Annotated in this window: 13 protein-coding genes; 4 read left to right on the forward strand and 9 right to left on the reverse strand. The window is 61.9% G+C overall.

Features of this window, described 5'->3' with window-relative positions:
* Positions 1-33 precede the first annotated feature (33 nt).
* Both cobT and cobS read right to left on the reverse strand, forming a co-directional pair.
* Entirely contained in the window at positions 34-1911 is a 1878-nt protein-coding gene (gene cobT / locus AC2FML_RS09525) for a cobaltochelatase subunit CobT (RefSeq protein WP_170436798.1), read from the reverse strand.
* A 125-nt stretch (positions 1912-2036) separates the two neighbouring features.
* Positions 2037-3023: a cobaltochelatase subunit CobS gene (cobS, locus tag AC2FML_RS09530; protein WP_093964859.1), complete on the reverse strand. Its 987-nt coding sequence runs from the start codon at positions 3021-3023 to the stop codon at positions 2037-2039.
* A gap of 597 nt (positions 3024-3620) precedes the next feature.
* Between cobS and AC2FML_RS09535 the strand changes: the two genes are divergently transcribed.
* On the forward strand, positions 3621-4247 hold the full coding sequence (locus AC2FML_RS09535) for a Hint domain-containing protein (RefSeq protein ID WP_496782904.1): 627 nt from the start codon (positions 3621-3623) through the stop codon (positions 4245-4247).
* A 5-nt stretch (positions 4248-4252) separates the two neighbouring features.
* Here the strand turns inward: AC2FML_RS09535 and AC2FML_RS09540 are convergent, their stop codons facing one another.
* The gene (locus tag AC2FML_RS09540; protein ID WP_170340931.1) at positions 4253-4873 is read right to left on the reverse strand and encodes a J domain-containing protein; all 621 of its coding nucleotides are present in this window, start codon (positions 4871-4873) and stop codon (positions 4253-4255) included.
* Between the two features lie 107 nt (positions 4874-4980).
* Between AC2FML_RS09540 and AC2FML_RS09545 the strand changes: the two genes are divergently transcribed.
* Both AC2FML_RS09545 and AC2FML_RS09550 read left to right on the forward strand, forming a co-directional pair.
* Positions 4981-5235, forward strand: coding sequence for a BolA family protein (locus tag AC2FML_RS09545; RefSeq protein WP_496782906.1), 255 nt, complete (start codon positions 4981-4983; stop codon positions 5233-5235).
* 82 nt (positions 5236-5317) lie between these two features.
* Positions 5318-5707, forward strand: a complete 390-nt coding sequence (locus tag AC2FML_RS09550) for a DUF805 domain-containing protein (protein WP_170357302.1) — start codon at positions 5318-5320, stop codon at positions 5705-5707.
* A 12-nt stretch (positions 5708-5719) separates the two neighbouring features.
* Here AC2FML_RS09550 and AC2FML_RS09555 read toward each other — a convergent pair whose 3' ends face one another.
* From AC2FML_RS09555 to pepN, 6 genes are all read right to left on the reverse strand, one after another.
* Complete coding sequence (locus AC2FML_RS09555) at positions 5720-6187, reverse strand: DUF4177 domain-containing protein (protein ID WP_170357303.1); 468 nt, start codon at positions 6185-6187, stop codon at positions 5720-5722.
* Positions 6188-6270: 83 nt separating this feature from the next.
* On the reverse strand, positions 6271-7527 hold the full coding sequence (pepT, locus tag AC2FML_RS09560; protein WP_496782907.1) for a peptidase T: 1257 nt from the start codon (positions 7525-7527) through the stop codon (positions 6271-6273).
* Positions 7528-7675: 148 nt separating this feature from the next.
* Positions 7676-9187 (reverse strand): Asp-tRNA(Asn)/Glu-tRNA(Gln) amidotransferase subunit GatB, encoded by a 1512-nt coding sequence (gene gatB, locus AC2FML_RS09565; protein ID WP_170365804.1) that lies wholly within the window; start codon positions 9185-9187, stop codon positions 7676-7678.
* A 90-nt stretch (positions 9188-9277) separates the two neighbouring features.
* Positions 9278-10525: a hypothetical protein gene (locus AC2FML_RS09570; protein ID WP_496782908.1), complete on the reverse strand. Its 1248-nt coding sequence runs from the start codon at positions 10523-10525 to the stop codon at positions 9278-9280.
* 142 nt (positions 10526-10667) lie between these two features.
* A complete protein-coding gene (locus AC2FML_RS09575) occupies positions 10668-11111 on the reverse strand; it encodes a hypothetical protein (RefSeq protein ID WP_170340328.1) in 444 nt (147 codons plus the stop codon).
* On the reverse strand, positions 11108-13660 hold the full coding sequence (pepN, locus tag AC2FML_RS09580) for an aminopeptidase N (RefSeq protein WP_496782910.1): 2553 nt from the start codon (positions 13658-13660) through the stop codon (positions 11108-11110). The genes AC2FML_RS09575 and pepN overlap by 4 nt, the downstream gene beginning before the upstream one ends.
* A gap of 215 nt (positions 13661-13875) precedes the next feature.
* On the opposite strand from pepN, the gene AC2FML_RS09585 reads away from it, so the two are divergent.
* Positions 13876-16011: a malate synthase G gene (locus AC2FML_RS09585; RefSeq protein WP_496782911.1), complete on the forward strand. Its 2136-nt coding sequence runs from the start codon at positions 13876-13878 to the stop codon at positions 16009-16011.
* Positions 16012-16031 lie beyond the last annotated feature (20 nt).

Genomic DNA, 16031 nt, shown 5'->3' on the forward strand with positions numbered 1-16031 from the left:
TTTGAAATGCTCCCGCTGGAGGCAAGACCGGCCTCAGCCGGCCTTTTTCATGCCCATCACGCGGGCCCGCGCGCGCGGGTCGCTGTCGAACAGCGCGGCCAATTGCTCGGTCATAGCTCCTGCCAGCTGCTCGACATCGGTGATCGTGACCGCGCGATCATAATAACGGGTGACGTCGTGGCCGATGCCGATGGCCAGCAACTCGACCATCTTGCGCTTTTCGACCATGGCGATGACATCGCGCAGATGCTTCTCAAGGTAGTTGGCGGGGTTCACGCTGAGTGTTGAATCATCGACCGGAGCGCCATCCGAGATCACCATCAGGATCTTGCGCTGTTCACGACGCGCCAACATCCGGCGGTGGGCCCATTCCAGGGCCTCGCCGTCAATGTTTTCCTTCAGCAGGCCTTCTTTCATCATCAGGCCAAGGTTGGGCCGTGCGCGGCGCCAAGGCGCGTCGGCGCCCTTGTAGACGATGTGGCGCAGATCATTCAGGCGGCCGGGTTGCTGCGGTCTGCCGTCGTTGAGCCACGCCTCACGCGCTTGTCCACCCTTCCATGCCCGCGTCGTGAAGCCCAAGATCTCGACCTTCACGTTGCACCGTTCCAGCGTGCGGGCCAAAACATCGGCGCAGATCGCTGCAATGGAAATCGGCCGTCCACGCATCGAGCCAGAATTGTCCAGCAACAGCGTCACCACGGTGTCGCGGAACTCGGTATCCTTCTCGACCTTGAAGCTGAGCGGTGTCGTGGGGTTGGCTACCACCCGCGCCAGCCGACCGGCATCCAGAATGCCCTCTTCGCGGTCAAACTCCCAGCTGCGGTTCTGCTGTGCCTGAAGGCGGCGCTGCAGCTTGTTGGCCAAGCGGCTTACTGCGCCCTTCAGCGGCTCGAGCTGCTGATCCAGATAGGCGCGCAGCCGTTCCAGTTCGGCGGGTTCGGCAAGGTCCTCGGCCGCAATCTCTTCGTCATGTGTGTTCAGGTAGACCATGTAGTCCGGATCGGCCTCGGAGGCGGGCGGAGGGGCAGGCGGCTCCAAAGGCGCTTCGCCCTCGGGCATCTCGGCTTCTTCACCCATCTCGTCCTCGGCCATCTCGTCCATCGAGACCTGCGCCTGAGACTGATCCTGTTGCTCTTCCTGAGTTTGCTCGGGCGTCGCGTCGGCGTCCTGGTCGTCTTGGTCGTCCTGGCCGGTGCTGTCCGGATCGGGCTGTTCTTCGGCGTCTTCCTCGGCCTGATCTTCCTGATCTTCGTCCAGTTCGTCCGGGTCGTCACCCAACTGGTCGCCATAGCCCAGATCCTTGATCATCTGGCGGGCGAATTTGGCGAATTCGGCCTGATCCGAGAGCACCTCGTCGAGATTCTCCAACACCCCGCCGGCCTGTTCCTCGATGAATCCGCGCCACAGGTTCATGACGTTCTCGGCTGCAGCGGGCAGATCACGCCCGGTCGCCAGATGACGGATCAGATAACCCGCCGCCACCGCAAGCGGTGCCTCCGAGGGTTGCTTGCATTGGTCATAGCCGCGCCGCAACGCCTCGTGGCCGATCTTGACGTCAATGTTCGAAGCCGTGCCGGGCATGTCCCGGGCGCCCATCGCCTCGCACCGGGCGGTTTCCATCGCCTCATAGAGGTCGCGCGCCATATCTCCCGGAGGCGCATATCGTGCATGCGTCGCATCGTCATGGTAGCGCCGGTTCAGCGCCAGGGCATCTGCGGTGCCCCGCGCCAAAAGAACCTCTTCGCGTGTCATTCGACGTGACACCTGCGGCAGGCGCATCGAGTCTCCGGACAGGCCCGACGGGTCGACGGAATAGCTTACCGACAGCTCGGGATCATCGGCCATGACCTTGGTCGCCTCGGCCAGAGCCTTCTTGAACGGATCAGCAGGGTTGTCGTTCTTCTGCGCCATATCTATCAGCCCTCACTCACGCCCTTAGGCCCGACGCCCGGTTGAAGTGACCGGACCCCGTCTTCATCTGGTCCCCGATGTCCCCGCCGGGGGCGTTGCGCCCGATCTGGGCGCAATCGATGCCATCAACCCAGGCTCACGCTGGCCGCGCTTTCCGGCAGTTCTTCATCAAAACAACGCTGATAGAACTCGGCAACGGTCTGCCGTTCCAGCTCGTCGCATTTGTTCAGGAAAGACAGGCGGAAGGCGTAGCCCACGTCGCGAAAGATCTCGGCGTTCTGCGCCCAGTTGATAACGGTACGCGGGCTCATCACGGTCGACAGATCGCCGTTCATGAACGCCGTCCGGGTCAGGTCGGCAACGGTGACCATCTGGCTGACGGTCTTGCGGCCCTTTTCGGTGTTGTAATGCGGTGCCTTGGACAGAACGATCATGACCTCGGCGTCGTGGCTGAGGTAGTTCAGCGTCGCCACCAGCGACCAGCGGTCCATCTGTGCCTGGTTGATCTGCTGAACGCCGTGATACAGGCCGGTGGTGTCACCAAGGCCCACGGTGTTGGCGGTCGCGAACAGGCGGAAATAGGGGTTCGGCGTGATGATCTCGTTCTGGTCCAGCAAGGTCAGCTTGCCGTCATGCTCTAGCACCCGCTGGATCACGAACATCACGTCGGCGCGGCCGGCATCGTATTCGTCGAACACGATTGCCACAGGGTTGCGCAGCGCCCAGGGCAGGATGCCTTCGTGGAATTCAGTCACCTGTTTGCCGTCGCGCAGCTTGATCGCATCCTTGCCGATCAGGTCGATCCGGCTGATGTGGCTGTCCAGATTGACGCGCACGGCAGGCCAGTTCAGTCGCGCAGCGACCTGCTCGATATGGGTCGATTTGCCGGTGCCGTGATAGCCTTGGATCATCACCCGGCGGTTGTGGGTGAACCCGGCCAGAATTGCCAGCGTGGTTTCGGGATCAAACTTGTAGGTAGGGTCGATTGCCGGCACGCGGTCGCTGCTTTCGGCGAACCCTTTGACGGACATATTGCTGTCGATCCCGAACACGTCACGGACCGAGATCTCTTCGGTGGGTTTTGCGTTGATATCGGTCGATCCGTCAGCCATTCGCCTTGTCCTTATCCTTTGGCCCGTTTTGCCGGGTTTGAACCAGTGTGTGGTGCAACATATTGCAGGCAAGGGCAAGGGAAAGCCGTTCGCGCCGTCGCGTAGTCCGGTGTTTCTTTGAAACTGGCATTATTGGCACTGCCCCAGAAGTGTGAACGGTTTGTTCAAGCCTTCGGTGAGCGATTTTTCCTGCATAGCAGGTATAGTTCAAGAGCCCTGCGGATGTTTTCATTGCAATATCAAGATGTGACGCGTTAACCTGCCGCTAGACTTACCCGTGGTCCTTTCCGAGTTCGGTGTTGTAAGACCGAGGTTCCAATGACGCTAACAATCTTAGGCCCATCCTCCATTTCGATCCCAAGCGGGTCTTCCTCCATAATGGAGCAATACACTGCAACCAAACCTGGAGCCTCGTGGAGCGTGGTCGTATCTGGGACAGGTGGACTGGACCCCTCTGAGTACTCCGTTTCGATTTCTCAGAGCGGGCTGTTGACTGTCGAACTCACACCGGGAGTTGTGATCCCTCCAAACACGCAATTGACGGTCGAGATATTCGCGTCAACGGGTCCGGGAAATGGGAATAACGACTCCCTCATCGTGACCGTAGCCCTTCCCGCCGGGACGGTGCCGTGTTTCGTGAAAGGGACATTGATTGAAACTGAAAGTGGCTGTCGCGCTGTTGAGGAACTCGCTGTTGGTGACAAAGTGCGTGCTTCCAGTGGTGAACTGCTACGCATCGAGTGGATCGGAGAGAAGACCCTGCAGGCAGAAGCTTTGAAGCGAAACCCCCAGTTACGTCCGGTTTGCATTCAGAAAGGTGCATTCGGAAAAGGACTGCCTGACCGAGATTTGTACGTTTCTCCACAACACAGGATTGTCGTGGAGGGTTGGCGCGCAGAGTTGCTGTTTGGAGAGCCAAAAGTTTTCGCCGCGGCAGTTCATCTCGTTAACGATCATACAATTCGCCAAGTAAATACTTGTGATCCCGTTACATACTACCACATTGCTTGCCGTCGCCACGCGATACTGTTGTCGAATGGATTACCAACTGAAAGTCTGTTTTTAGGTGAAATGGCGGTGATGTCCTTCGATCGGGAGGATGCCGAGGAACTCCGTGTGCTATTTCCCCAACTGCGAAACGCGGCATCCGCTTTTGAGCAAACGCGCGTACGTTGCCTAAAACGCCCCGAAGCTGCTGCGTTACGCGATACATTCGCGCACTAAAACCGCTATTTGAAGTTTCTGCTGTCCTTGATTTGATCCCAGGCCCAGACGACTTCCTGCAGCTGTTCTTCCTGGCTGCGGTCGCCGCCGTTCATGTCCGGGTGCAGCACCTTGATCAGCTTTTTGTAGGCTTTGCGAACCTCGGCTTTGGTCCAGGTGTCCTTGGCTTCGAGGATTTCGATCGCACGACGCTCAGTTGGCGGCAGACGACGGCCTGTTGCGGCCCGACCGGGGTTCTTGGTCGCGTTTTCGCCCAGAACCTGATGCGGATCTTCGATGCCAAGCCGGGCCCAAGCCCGCGCCTCGGGATCGCCCATCGGCTTGGTTTCGCGTTCCCACACTTTGTCTTTCGACCGTTGGGCGTTCAGCTCGGCCTCGGTGGTGCCGTCGAAGAAATTCCACTTCTGGTTATATTCGCGCACGTGCTGCTGGCAGAACCAGAAAAAGTCGTCCAGCACATCCGGTGCCTTGGGCGCGCGGAACTTGCCGGCTTCCTGGCATCCTTCGTGGTCACAGACCCGGGTCGAGGTCTCGGACGCGCCCGACATGCCCCGACGCCCGCGCGGGTTTTTCTTCTTGGCGCTGGACACCGACATGTCGAATCCGAAGGGATCTGGTTTCACCATATGCTCATCCTCATGAACGCGTCTTTTCGACTCGGAGGCAGCAGTTTAATCTAAGTGATCGAAAGTAGAAGAGGGGCGCGGCAAAATATTTGCCGCTGAGCGTAAAAATGACCGTGACCGACGAAATCCGCCAGCGACTGCAGGCCGAGTTCAACCCGCGTGAACTGGAAGTCGTGGATGACAGTGAACGCCATCGCGGCCACGCAGGGTTTCAGGAAGGCGGCGAAAGCCACTTCAACGTCCGCATTCGCGCTGCCGCGTTTCAGGGGCAGTCCCGCGTTGCGCGCCACCGGACCGTTCACAAGGCCCTGGGCGACATCGTTCCGCGCATCCACGCCCTGGCTTTGGACATCGGTGATTGAAGCCTTCCGCCCAACTTTTCCGATTATTGTCGGTTTTTTCCAATAATCTGCTATGTTTCCCGTGATTTGCGCGGAGGAAACTATGGAACAGATGAGCCACGCCGTTCGTACGGTGCTGTCAAAATACGCAACCTTTCAGGGGCGCGCGCCGCGCTCCGAGTTCTGGTGGTGGGTGTTGGCGATCTTTCTGGTGCTGATTGTCACTCGTCTGATCGACGGGGCGTTGGTGGCCCCTTTGCTGGGGTTCAGCGCATTCGCGCCCGAAGCTGGTCAGCCGTTGTCATTTCTTGTGGCGCTGGGCGTGATCGTGCCGAACATCGCGGTGGGCGTGCGGCGTCTGCATGACACCGGGCGCTCCGGTTGGTGGATCCTGATCGGTTTGATTCCGCTGATCGGTACGCTGATCCTTCTGTATTTCTACATTCAACCCAGCGAGCCGGCCGAAAACGCCTATGGTGCCGCGCCGGCCTGACGGGGCCTTCGCCTAGCTGTCGGGCTTTTCTTTCTCTTCCTCGGCATCCGCTTTGGGGGCATCTTCTGACTTGCCCGGCTTCAGCGTCAGCGGCGGGTCGTCATGATCCTGCGCGATGCGGGCCGGAGCCTCGACTTGACCCGCCGCAGCCGCATCGTCCGGGCCAGGAACCGGCCGTGCCAGAGGAGTGTCATCCGCTTCTGGCGGGGTCAGGAGTGCGGCGACGTCGTCGTTGGCGACTTCGGTTTCGACCGCACGGCGAAACACCAGAACATTGCGCCAGTTTTCCGCGGTTCCGGTCAGGCCGACCCGCTCCTCGCTGGGCAGCAGCTCGGCGCGCTGGTACTCCCAGCCTTTCGCACCCAACTCGTTCAGCAATTGCTCGATGGTGACGGCAAACCGGCCCTCGGGTGTTTTGACCCCTTTGGCTTTGGTGCCTTTCTTGGGGGCCGGGACGACCTTGTATTCGTAACGCTGCATCAATGGTTCCTGAACTGGTGTTGGCGGGCAATGTATCGTTCCGTCCGGGACGGGGAACAGAAAACTTCGCGCCCCGGCGAATTTCAGCCTCGACTGTTGCTTTCCCCCTGCGTCGCCTTTGAGGCGATCTTCAGGCACAGCTCGGTCGCCACCGCCATGTCCTGGACCGAGATCCACTCCAGCGGCCCGTGGATGCATTGCATCCCGGTAAAGATGTTGGGGCAGGGGGTGCCGAATTCGGTCAGGCGCGACCCGTCGGTGCCGCCGCGGATCGGAACCGAGACCGGCTCGATCCCCATGTCGCGGCAGGCCTCGCGCGCCAGATCCACCGGTGTCATGTCCTTTTCCAGCCAATAGCGCATGTTGCGGTACTGGTGGCTGATCTCGACGCTGATCTTGGCGCGCGGTTCGCTGGCCTGTACTGCATCACAGACCTTGCGCACCAGTTCGCCCTTGGCTTCCAGCCCGTCCATCTCGAAATCGCGCAGGATCAGCTTGATCTCCATCTCGGACGAGCCGCCGTTCATATCGGTCACGTGGATGAACCCTCCGCGCCCGTCGGTGACTTCGGGGGTCATGGTGGCCTGCGGCAGCGTCTGCACGATCTTGGCGGCCAGGTGGGTCGCGTTCACCATCTTGTCCTTGGCCAAGCCCGGGTGAATCGAAACGCCCTCGATCCTGATCACCGCCCGGTCAGCCGAGAAGCTCTCGTACTCGATCTCGCCCAGTTGCTGACCATCCAGCGTATAGGCGAAGTCGGCGCCCAGATCCTTGGGAAGCGCCTCGGTTACGCCCCGGCCGATTTCCTCGTCGGGGGTAAAGGCGATGCGGATCGGTCCATGCGCGATCGTCCGATCGGCCAGCAGGTGCCTGGCCATCGTCATGATGATCGACACGCCCGCCTTGTCGTCGCCGCCCAGCAGCGTGGCGCCCGAGGCGGTGATCAGGTCGTCACCGACCTTGCTGGCCAGATAGGGATGCTCGGCCGGGGACAGCACCAGTGACGGATCGTCGGGAAAGGTAATGTCGCCGCCATTGTAGCCTTTGATGACTCGCGGTTTGACCCCGGTCGCGTTGAACTGCGGTGCAGTGTCCACATGGGCCAGAAAGCCGATAGTCGGCCCCGGCGCGGTGCCCGGAATGGTGGCCAGAACGACGCCATAGTCCGTCATGGTCACATCCTGCGCGCCCATTTCGGTCAGTTCCTGCCGCAGCAGGTTCAGCATGTCGTATTGGATTTCCGTGCTGGGGGTGGTGGGTGAGTTTTCGTCGCTCTGGCTGTCGATAGCAGCGTAGCGAACCAGCCGGTCCTCCAGCTCCTGGTCAAATCTGTTCTGCATGGCACCTTACCTCTCTGGCCAAGACAAAGGCCGCAACCGGCCGCCCGAGTCAAGCGCCGCCTCGAGCCTGGAAGGCGTCAAGAACTCCGGGTAAAACTTTGAGCAACCTGGCAAACCCGGCTGCCGGGCCTGTACAAATGGAAAGACCTTATTGGCCCAGCTTCTGCGCAACCAACTGGTTGACCGCCTTGGGGTTGGCCTTGCCGCCGGTGGCCTTCATCACCTGTCCGACGAACCAGCCGGCCAGCTTTGGGTTCACCTTGGCCTTCTCGACTTGGGCCGGGTTGGCAGCGATGATCTCGTCCAAAGCAGCCTCGATGGCACCGGTGTCGGTCACCTGCTTCATGCCGCGCTCTTCGACGATCTGCGCCGGGTCGCCGCCTTCGGTATAGACGATCTCGAACAGGTCCTTGGCGATCTTGCCCGAGATGGCGTCCGAGGCGATCAGGTCGATGATCTCACCCAGCTGCGCGGGCGAAACCGGCGAGTCGGTGATGTCGCGGTCGTCTTTCTTCAGGCGGCCGAACAGCTCGTTGATGACCCAGTTCGCGGCCAGCTTGCCGTTGCGACCCTTGGCGACCTCTTCGAAGTACACGGCCGATTCAACCTCGGCGGTCAGCACCGAGGCGTCATAGTCGGTCAGGCCAAAATCGTTGATGAAACGGGCCTTTTTCTCGTCCGGCAGCTCGGGCAGCTTGGCGGCGATGTCATCGACCCAAGCCTGCTCGATCTCAAGCGGCAGCAGGTCGGGGTCCGGGAAATAGCGATAGTCGTGCGCCTCTTCCTTGGACCGCATCGAGCGCGTTTCGCCCTTGTCGGGGTCATACAGGCGGGTCTCCTGCTCGACCTTGCCGCCGGCCTCGACGATGGCGATCTGGCGACGCGCCTCGACCTCGATGGCCTGCTGGATGAAACGCATCGAGTTCATATTCTTGATCTCGCAACGCGTGCCCAAGTGCGAAAAGTCCTGCGTTTCCATGTATTTCTCATAGTCGCCCGGACGGCAGATCGACACGTTCACGTCGGCCCGCAGATTGCCGTTCTGCATGTTGCCGTCGCAGGTGCCAAGGTAACGCATGATCTGGCGCAGCTTGGCGATATAGGCGGCGGCCTCTTCCGGGCCGCGGATGTCGGGGCGGCTGACGATCTCCATCAGGCAGACGCCGGTGCGGTTCAGGTCGACGAAGGACATGTTCGGATCCATGTCGTGGATCGATTTGCCTGCGTCCTGTTCCATGTGGATACGCTCGATGCGCACCATGCGCGCGGTGCCGTCGCCCAGTTCCACCAGAACTTCGCCTTCGCCCACGATCGGATGATACAGCTGGGAAATCTGGTAGCCCTGTGGCAGGTCGGGATAGAAATAGTTCTTGCGGTCAAAGGCCGATTTCAGGTTGATCTGCGCTTTCAGGCCAAGACCCGTGCGCACTGCCTGTTCCACGCAGAATTCGTTGATCACCGGCAGCATGCCCGGCATGGCCGCATCCACGAAAGACACGTTCGAGTTCGGCTCGGCCCCGAATTTGGTCGATGCCCCCGAGAACAGCTTGGCGTTGGACGAGACCTGCGCGTGCACCTCCATCCCGATCACCAGTTCCCAGTCGTGCTTGGCACCGGCGATGGTCTTGGGTTTGGGCAGTTCATAGGTCAAGTCGAGCATGGCGCGCCTCATTTCCGCAGAAGTTCAGGCATGGGTATTATGCCCGGCAAGGCCAAGGGGCAAGGGGCAAAGGGCGCCGAGACGCAATTCTCAGTGGCTGGACAGTTGCAGACCTGAAGGCGTGAAGGTCACGTCGGTCCCGTTGCGCAATTCCTCGCGGAACAGATCACCGATGGCGCGCAAAGCGTCACGCTGTCCACGTGCCGCGAACCGCTCGGGTGAGTTGACGCGGACCGAGTTGTTGAACCCGTTGGCCGCGTGGGCCCAGATGAGCGGGTGCAGTTCGGTCAAATGATCGCGGATCAGCCATTGGGCGGCCTCCCGGATCTGGCACCGGACCAGATCGGCCTTGTCGTCCAGACCGAACCCATTCTGCACCGTGATCGCGCAATACGAGGCCAGCAGGTTGATCGTTTGCTGGTCCGGCATCCGTTGCACAATGTCGCGCAGACCTTCCAGAAAATACTCGACGTCCAGCCGCGCGCAGGCTTGTTCATCCAAGGCAATTGCGTCGAACTGAACCCACGTGTATCCGCCGGCACCCCACGTGTCGCGCGTGTTCGCGGCATTGCGCAGGGCCTGCACCTCAAGCTCTTCATAGCTGCCGAACCATCGCGGCAGCAGGTGGCTGCCCATCGCGCGCATGTGTCGATGGTTTCGCGGATCCAGCGAAATAAGGCGTTCGTACTGATCCGCCACCCGGGCCCGCTGGGTGCGCTGACCAGCCAGCAGGGCACAGTCGGCGGCGGCGACCACAGGGCTGTCCGGCAGCGCCTTGCGGCACTCGGGCAGGATGGCTGCAGCCCGGTCAAAATGTGCAGCACAGCGTGAACGATGCAGCGGCGGTAGCGCCGCGTCCAGAGCCGTGCCACGCCACGCCCATGCCAGATCGATGTGGGCCAGAGCGACGATGAGAGCAATCATCGGATCATCGGGATGATCCTGTTTCACACCCTCAAGCTCGGAAATACCGCCAAGCAGGTCGTACTCGGCGATCGCACCGCCGTCGGACAGCGCGTGTTCGGCGGCCAGGACAACATCCGATCGCGCGCCAAATGCCAGAAGATCGGCGATGGGCAGCCCGTCCGGGGCTGTTGTCCGCGCTTGGTCCGCGGCCCAGATCTCGGTTGACAGTTCGGCCCAACGATCCTGCCGAGCAAGATGGCGCCCGCGTTCGATCATGTCCCGCCCGATCAGGTCAGCCGCACCCAGTTCCGCAACGGGAATATTGAGACGCCCGACATCTTCCAGACAGCGGGAACCCGCGTCCGAAACCGGAGCCGCGTGAGTTGATATGGGATTGATACGGGCAAGACCTGCCCAGAACGACCGGAACATCGAAAACACTCGAAACTGTACAAACTTGTTAACTAGCGATGAATTCTGAACCGGAATTGTGACCAGTTCAAGGATTCTAACATTAAACTTTCTGCTTCAATGGATCAGACAGGATCAATCGACGCGGATTCCGTGAATCGTTTCAGAAAACCGTGAAATGATGCCGGTCGACCCGGAAACCGGCCTGTTGCAGCGCCTGTTCCAGCTGTTTGTGCGGCGGTAGGGACTCGTCCGGCAGGCGCAACCGCTTGCCGCTGGTCAACACAATCGACACGCGCACGGAAAAATCCCAGCGCGTGTCGAAGCGGAAGAAGTCGATCTCGGTCAGGTCGATCTCGCCCTGCCGCGCGCCCGAATGCCAGCTCAGTTTGGCCGGGTCCAGGTTCAGCCCGGCATCGGTGTCGCGCAGCACGTCCCACAACGCGGGCAGGGTGCCCAGCGCCAGCAACCCGATCAGCCACCAGGCCGCGCCGAAAACCAGCACAAGTGCCAGCAGCCCCGCATAGACAGCGGCCAGGATGGCGATGCTGCGGGGCGACCGGTTGTGTCGGGTAAAGCGAAACCCGGAGCCCTCGGGCGCCGTCATGCCCCGAGGATGCGCGAGATCATCTCGGTCGTGTCGCGCGACAGGTTCGGGGTTTCGGCGATGCGGGTCAGTTGGGCGCGGATCAGGTCCTGACGGTCGGCGTCATAGCGTTTCCAGGTCTGGAAGGCGGTGCACATGCGCGCGGTGGTCTGCGGGTTGACCGGGTCCAACCGGATCAGCCAGTCGGCCAGCAGGGCGTAGGCCTCGCCGCTGGCGTGGTGGAACCCGGCATGGTTCATTGCCAGCCCACCCATCAGCGCACGGAACCGGTTGGGATTCTTCCAGTTGAAATCGGGATGCTCGGACAGGGCGCGGGCGATCCGCGGCGCCTCGTCCGGTGCGGCCAGCGAGGCCTGTAGCCCGAACCATTTGTCCAGAACCAGCCGGTCATGGCGCCACTGGTCGTAGAATGCCGCCAGTTCCGCCTGACCTTTGCCGGCACGCAGCAGGCAGGACAAAGCGCTAAGCTGCAGGGTCATGTTGTCGGCCTTGGCATAGACCTCGGCTGCCATCGCGCCGCCATCCAGCCGGGTGGTCAGCGCCAGCGCGGCGCTGCCCAGGGCGCGCTTGCCCGCCTGTTCGGCATCGGGCGAATAAGGGCCATCGACCAGCGCCTCGGAGTGCAGGCGGGGCAGCAGGTCCTGCATGTGCTGGGCGGTGGCCTGGCGCAGAGTCTCGACCGCGCGCCAGATCGCCATCGGGTCGGGCGTTTCGCCCTGTTCGTGCAGCGCGGCGGCCAGTTCCGACTGGGTCGGCAGGCCCAGCATCAGCGCGCGATAGGCCGGGTCCAGATCGGCGTTGCGCAGAACCGCCAGCAGGCCATCCAGATATTCGGCATCGGAGGCCGCGTCCTGGGTGATCATGCGCAGCAAACTGTTCTGCGCCAGCGTCCGCCCGGCCTCCCACCGGTTGAACGGATCGGTGTCATGGGCCAGCAAAAACGCGCGTTCGGCGTTCGGGCGATCGTGTTCAAGGATCACCGGCGCCGAGAACCCCCGCAGGATCGAGGCGACGGGCCGCGCGGCCAGCCCCTCGAAGGTGAAGCTCTGGCGCGCTTCGGTCAGTTCCAGGACCTCGGTGCCGCGCACCTCGTCGCCATTCGGGCCCAGCAGGCCCACGGCCACGGGGATCACCTGCGGCAGCTTTTTGGGCTGGCCGGGCGTGGGCGGTGTGGTCTGGGACAGGGTCAGGGTATATGTGCCGTCGGCCCAATCCTCCTCGACCTTCACCCGGGGCGTGCCGGACTGGCTATACCACCGCTTGAACTGGGTCAGGTCGCGGCCGGTCGTGTCCTCGAACACTTTCAGCCAGTCTTCGATCGTGCAGGCCTGCCCGTCATGGCGTTGGAAATACAGATCCAGCGCTTTGGAATAGGCCTCGTCCCCCACCAGCGTTTTCAGCATGCCGATCACCTCGGCGCCTTTTTCATAGACTGTCGCGGTGTAGAAGTTGTTGATCTCTTGAAAGCTTTCGGGGCGCACGGGGTGCGACAGCGGCCCGTTGTCCTCGGGGAACTGGCGTGCGCGCAGGTCGATCACGTCATGGATGCGCTTGACCGCGGCCGAGCGCATGTCCGAGGTGAACTGCGCGTCGCGGAACACGGTCAGCCCCTCTTTCAGGCACAGCTGGAACCAGTCGCGGCAGGTGATGCGGTTGCCGGTCCAGTTGTGGAAATACTCGTGCGCAATGATCGCCTCGATCCGTTCGAAATTGGCATCGGTCGAGGTTTCAGGGCTGGCCAGCACCGCCGACGAGTTGAAGATGTTCAGCCCCTTGTTCTCCATCGCGCCCATGTTGAAATCATCCACGGCGACGATGTTGAACACGTCCAGATCGTATTCGCGGCCATAGACGTCCTCGTCCCATTTCATCGACCGCTTCAGGGCCTCCATGCCAAAGGCGCATTTGCCCTCGTCCCCGGGCCGGACCCACAGGTTCAGATCCACATGGCGGCCCGATCTGGTGGTGAAACTGTCGGAATGGGCCACCAGCTCTCCGGCGACCAGCGCGAACAGATAGGCGGGTTTGGGCCAGGGGTCGGTCCATTCGGCCCAGCCTTCGCCCTTGCCCGTCGGGTTGCCGTTGGACAGCAGCACCGGCAGGTCGCCGTTGATGCGCACGGTGAAGGTGGTCATCACGTCAGGACGATCGGGATAGAAGGTGATCTTGCGGAACCCCTCGGCCTCGCACTGGGTGCAATACATGCCGTTCGACATGTAAAGCCCTTCGAGCGCGGTGTTGTTGCCGGGGTCGATCTCGACCTCGGCCTCCCAGACAAAGGGGGCATCGGGGACGCTGGCGGTCAGGCCTTTGTCGGTGACGTCGGGTGTGATCGGGGTGCCGTCGATGCTGGCGCGGATCAGCTTCAGCTCTTCACCGTGCAAAAAAAACGTGCGGTCGGTGGCCTGCGGATTGGGCCGGAACGCGATGCGCGATGTCACGCGCGTTGCCTGCGGGGCCAGATCGAAGGTCAGGTGAACGCTGTCGACCAGAAAACCGAAGGGCGAATAGTCGGACAGGTAGATCGTAGTGGGGGCGGCGTCGCGCATCTGGGGCCTCGTGTCGGTGTGTTCCCGCGCGACGTTAGGAGGATCGCCGTGGCGCTGCAAGCAGGCGGGTCAGGGCGGCATTCCCTTGTACGGTTTGAAGCTGTTTCAGCCGGTATGGAAAGACGGATTGATGCAGCGGCAAGTTGCCTATCGGAAACAATGCCCCTAATTGAAGACTGCATACAACGGCACACGATGGGCAGGAGATTCGAGTCATGAACGGCAGAGCTATCCGGAGCGGATTGGACGTAGATCAGGTTCTGATTGATTTCATCGAGGAACGCGCGCTTCCCGGAACGGGCGTTGAGCCCGATGCATTATGGGCCGGTCTTTCGCGGATGGTGTCCGAGTTTGGCCCGAAAAACCGCGCCTTGCTGCAAAAGCGTTCGGATATCCAGGGCAGTGTCGACGCGTGGCACCTTGCGCGCAAAGGGCAACCCATCGACATGGCCGAGTATCAGGCGTTCCTGCGCGAGATCGGCTATCTGCTGGATGAAGGCCCCGATTTCCAGATCGACACGGCGAATGTCGACCCCGAGATCGCCGCGACGCCCGGCCCGCAACTGGTGGTGCCGATCACCAATGCGCGTTTTGCTCTGAACGCGGTCAATGCCCGTTGGGGCAGCCTGTATGACGCGCTGTATGGCACCGACGCGATGGGCGACCTGCCGCAGGGGGGCGGCTATGACGCGGCCCGAGGTGCGCGGGTCATCGCCTGGGCTAAGGCGTTTCTGGACGAGGCCGCACCGCTGGCCCAAGGCAGCTGGGCCGATGTGTCCGGTCTGAAGGTCGAAGGCGGCGCATTGGTCCCGGCGCTGGCCGAACCCGGGAAATTCGTGGGCTTCGGCGGTGCGGCCGAGGCCCCGGACTTCGTGCTGCTGAAGAACAACGGCCTGCACATCCAGATCATGATCGATCCGTCCAGCACCATCGGCGCCTCGGACCCGGTGGGCATTTCCGACGTGCGCCTGGAATCGGCCCTGTCCACCATCATGGACTGCGAAGATTCGGTGGCTTGTGTCGATGCCGAGGACAAGGTCGTGGCCTACGGCAACTGGCTGGGCCTGATGAAGGGTGACCTGACCGAAGAGGTCACGAAGGGCGGCCGGACATTTACCCGCAAACTGGCCGAGGACATCGCCTTTACCCGGCCCGACGGATCGGCCGGCAGCCTGAAGGGCCGGTCGCTGATGCTGGTGCGCAATGTGGGCCACCTGATGACCAACCCCGCCGTGCTGGACGTCGACGGCAACGAGATCGGCGAGGGGCTGATGGACGCGCTGTGCACTACGCTGATCGCGATGCACGACCTGCAACGCGATGGCGGCAACTCGGTCCACGGTTCGGTCTATGTGGTCAAGCCCAAGATGCACGGGCCTGAAGAGGTGGCGTTCTCGGTCCAAATCTTCGATATGGTCGAGGATATTCTGGGCCTGCCGCGCAACACCGTGAAACTGGGCATCATGGATGAGGAACGCCGGACTTCGGTAAACCTCAAGGAGTGCATCCGCGCCGCGAAATCGCGCGTGGCCTTCATCAATACCGGGTTCCTCGACCGGACGGGGGACGAAATCCACACCTCGATGGAGGCCGGGCCGATGCTGCCCAAGGGCGACATGAAGAATACGCCCTGGATCCAGTCCTACGAGGATCGCAATGTCGATATCGGGCTCGCCTGTGGGCTGAAGGGCCGGGCGCAGATCGGCAAGGGTATGTGGGCCATGCCCGACCGGATGGGCGAGATGCTTGCGGCCAAGATCGGCCACCCCATGGCCGGTGCGACCTGCGCCTGGGTGCCGTCGCCCACCGCAGCGACCCTGCACGCGACCCACTACCACAAGGTGGATGTTCTGGCCCGTCAGGATGAGATCGCCGCTGGAGGCCCGTGCGGCACGCTTGACGATCTGCTGACCATCCCGCTGCTGGGCGGCCGCAACCTCAGCGACGATGAAATCACCCGCGAGATCGAGAACAACGCGCAGGGTATCCTGGGCTATGTCGTGCGCTGGGTCGATCAGGGCGTCGGCTGCTCGAAGGTGCCCGACATCAACGACGTGGGTCTGATGGAGGATCGCGCCACCTGCCGGATTTCAAGCCAGGCGCTGGCCAACTGGCTGCATCACGACGTGATCGGCGCCGATCAGGTGATGGCGGCGATGAAGAAGATGGCCGCCGTGGTTGACCGCCAGAACGCAGGCGACCCGGCCTATCGGCCCATGGCGCCGGGGTTCGACGGCATCGCCTTCCAGGCCGCCTGTGATCTGGTGTTCAAGGGGCGGGTGCAGCCCTCGGGCTATACCGAGCCGGTCCTGCATGCGCGGCGGCTGGAACTGAAGGCCCGTCAGGGCTAGAACCGGGACAGACCACCGCA

The organism is Ruegeria sp. BHSC029 (assembly GCF_059613085.1).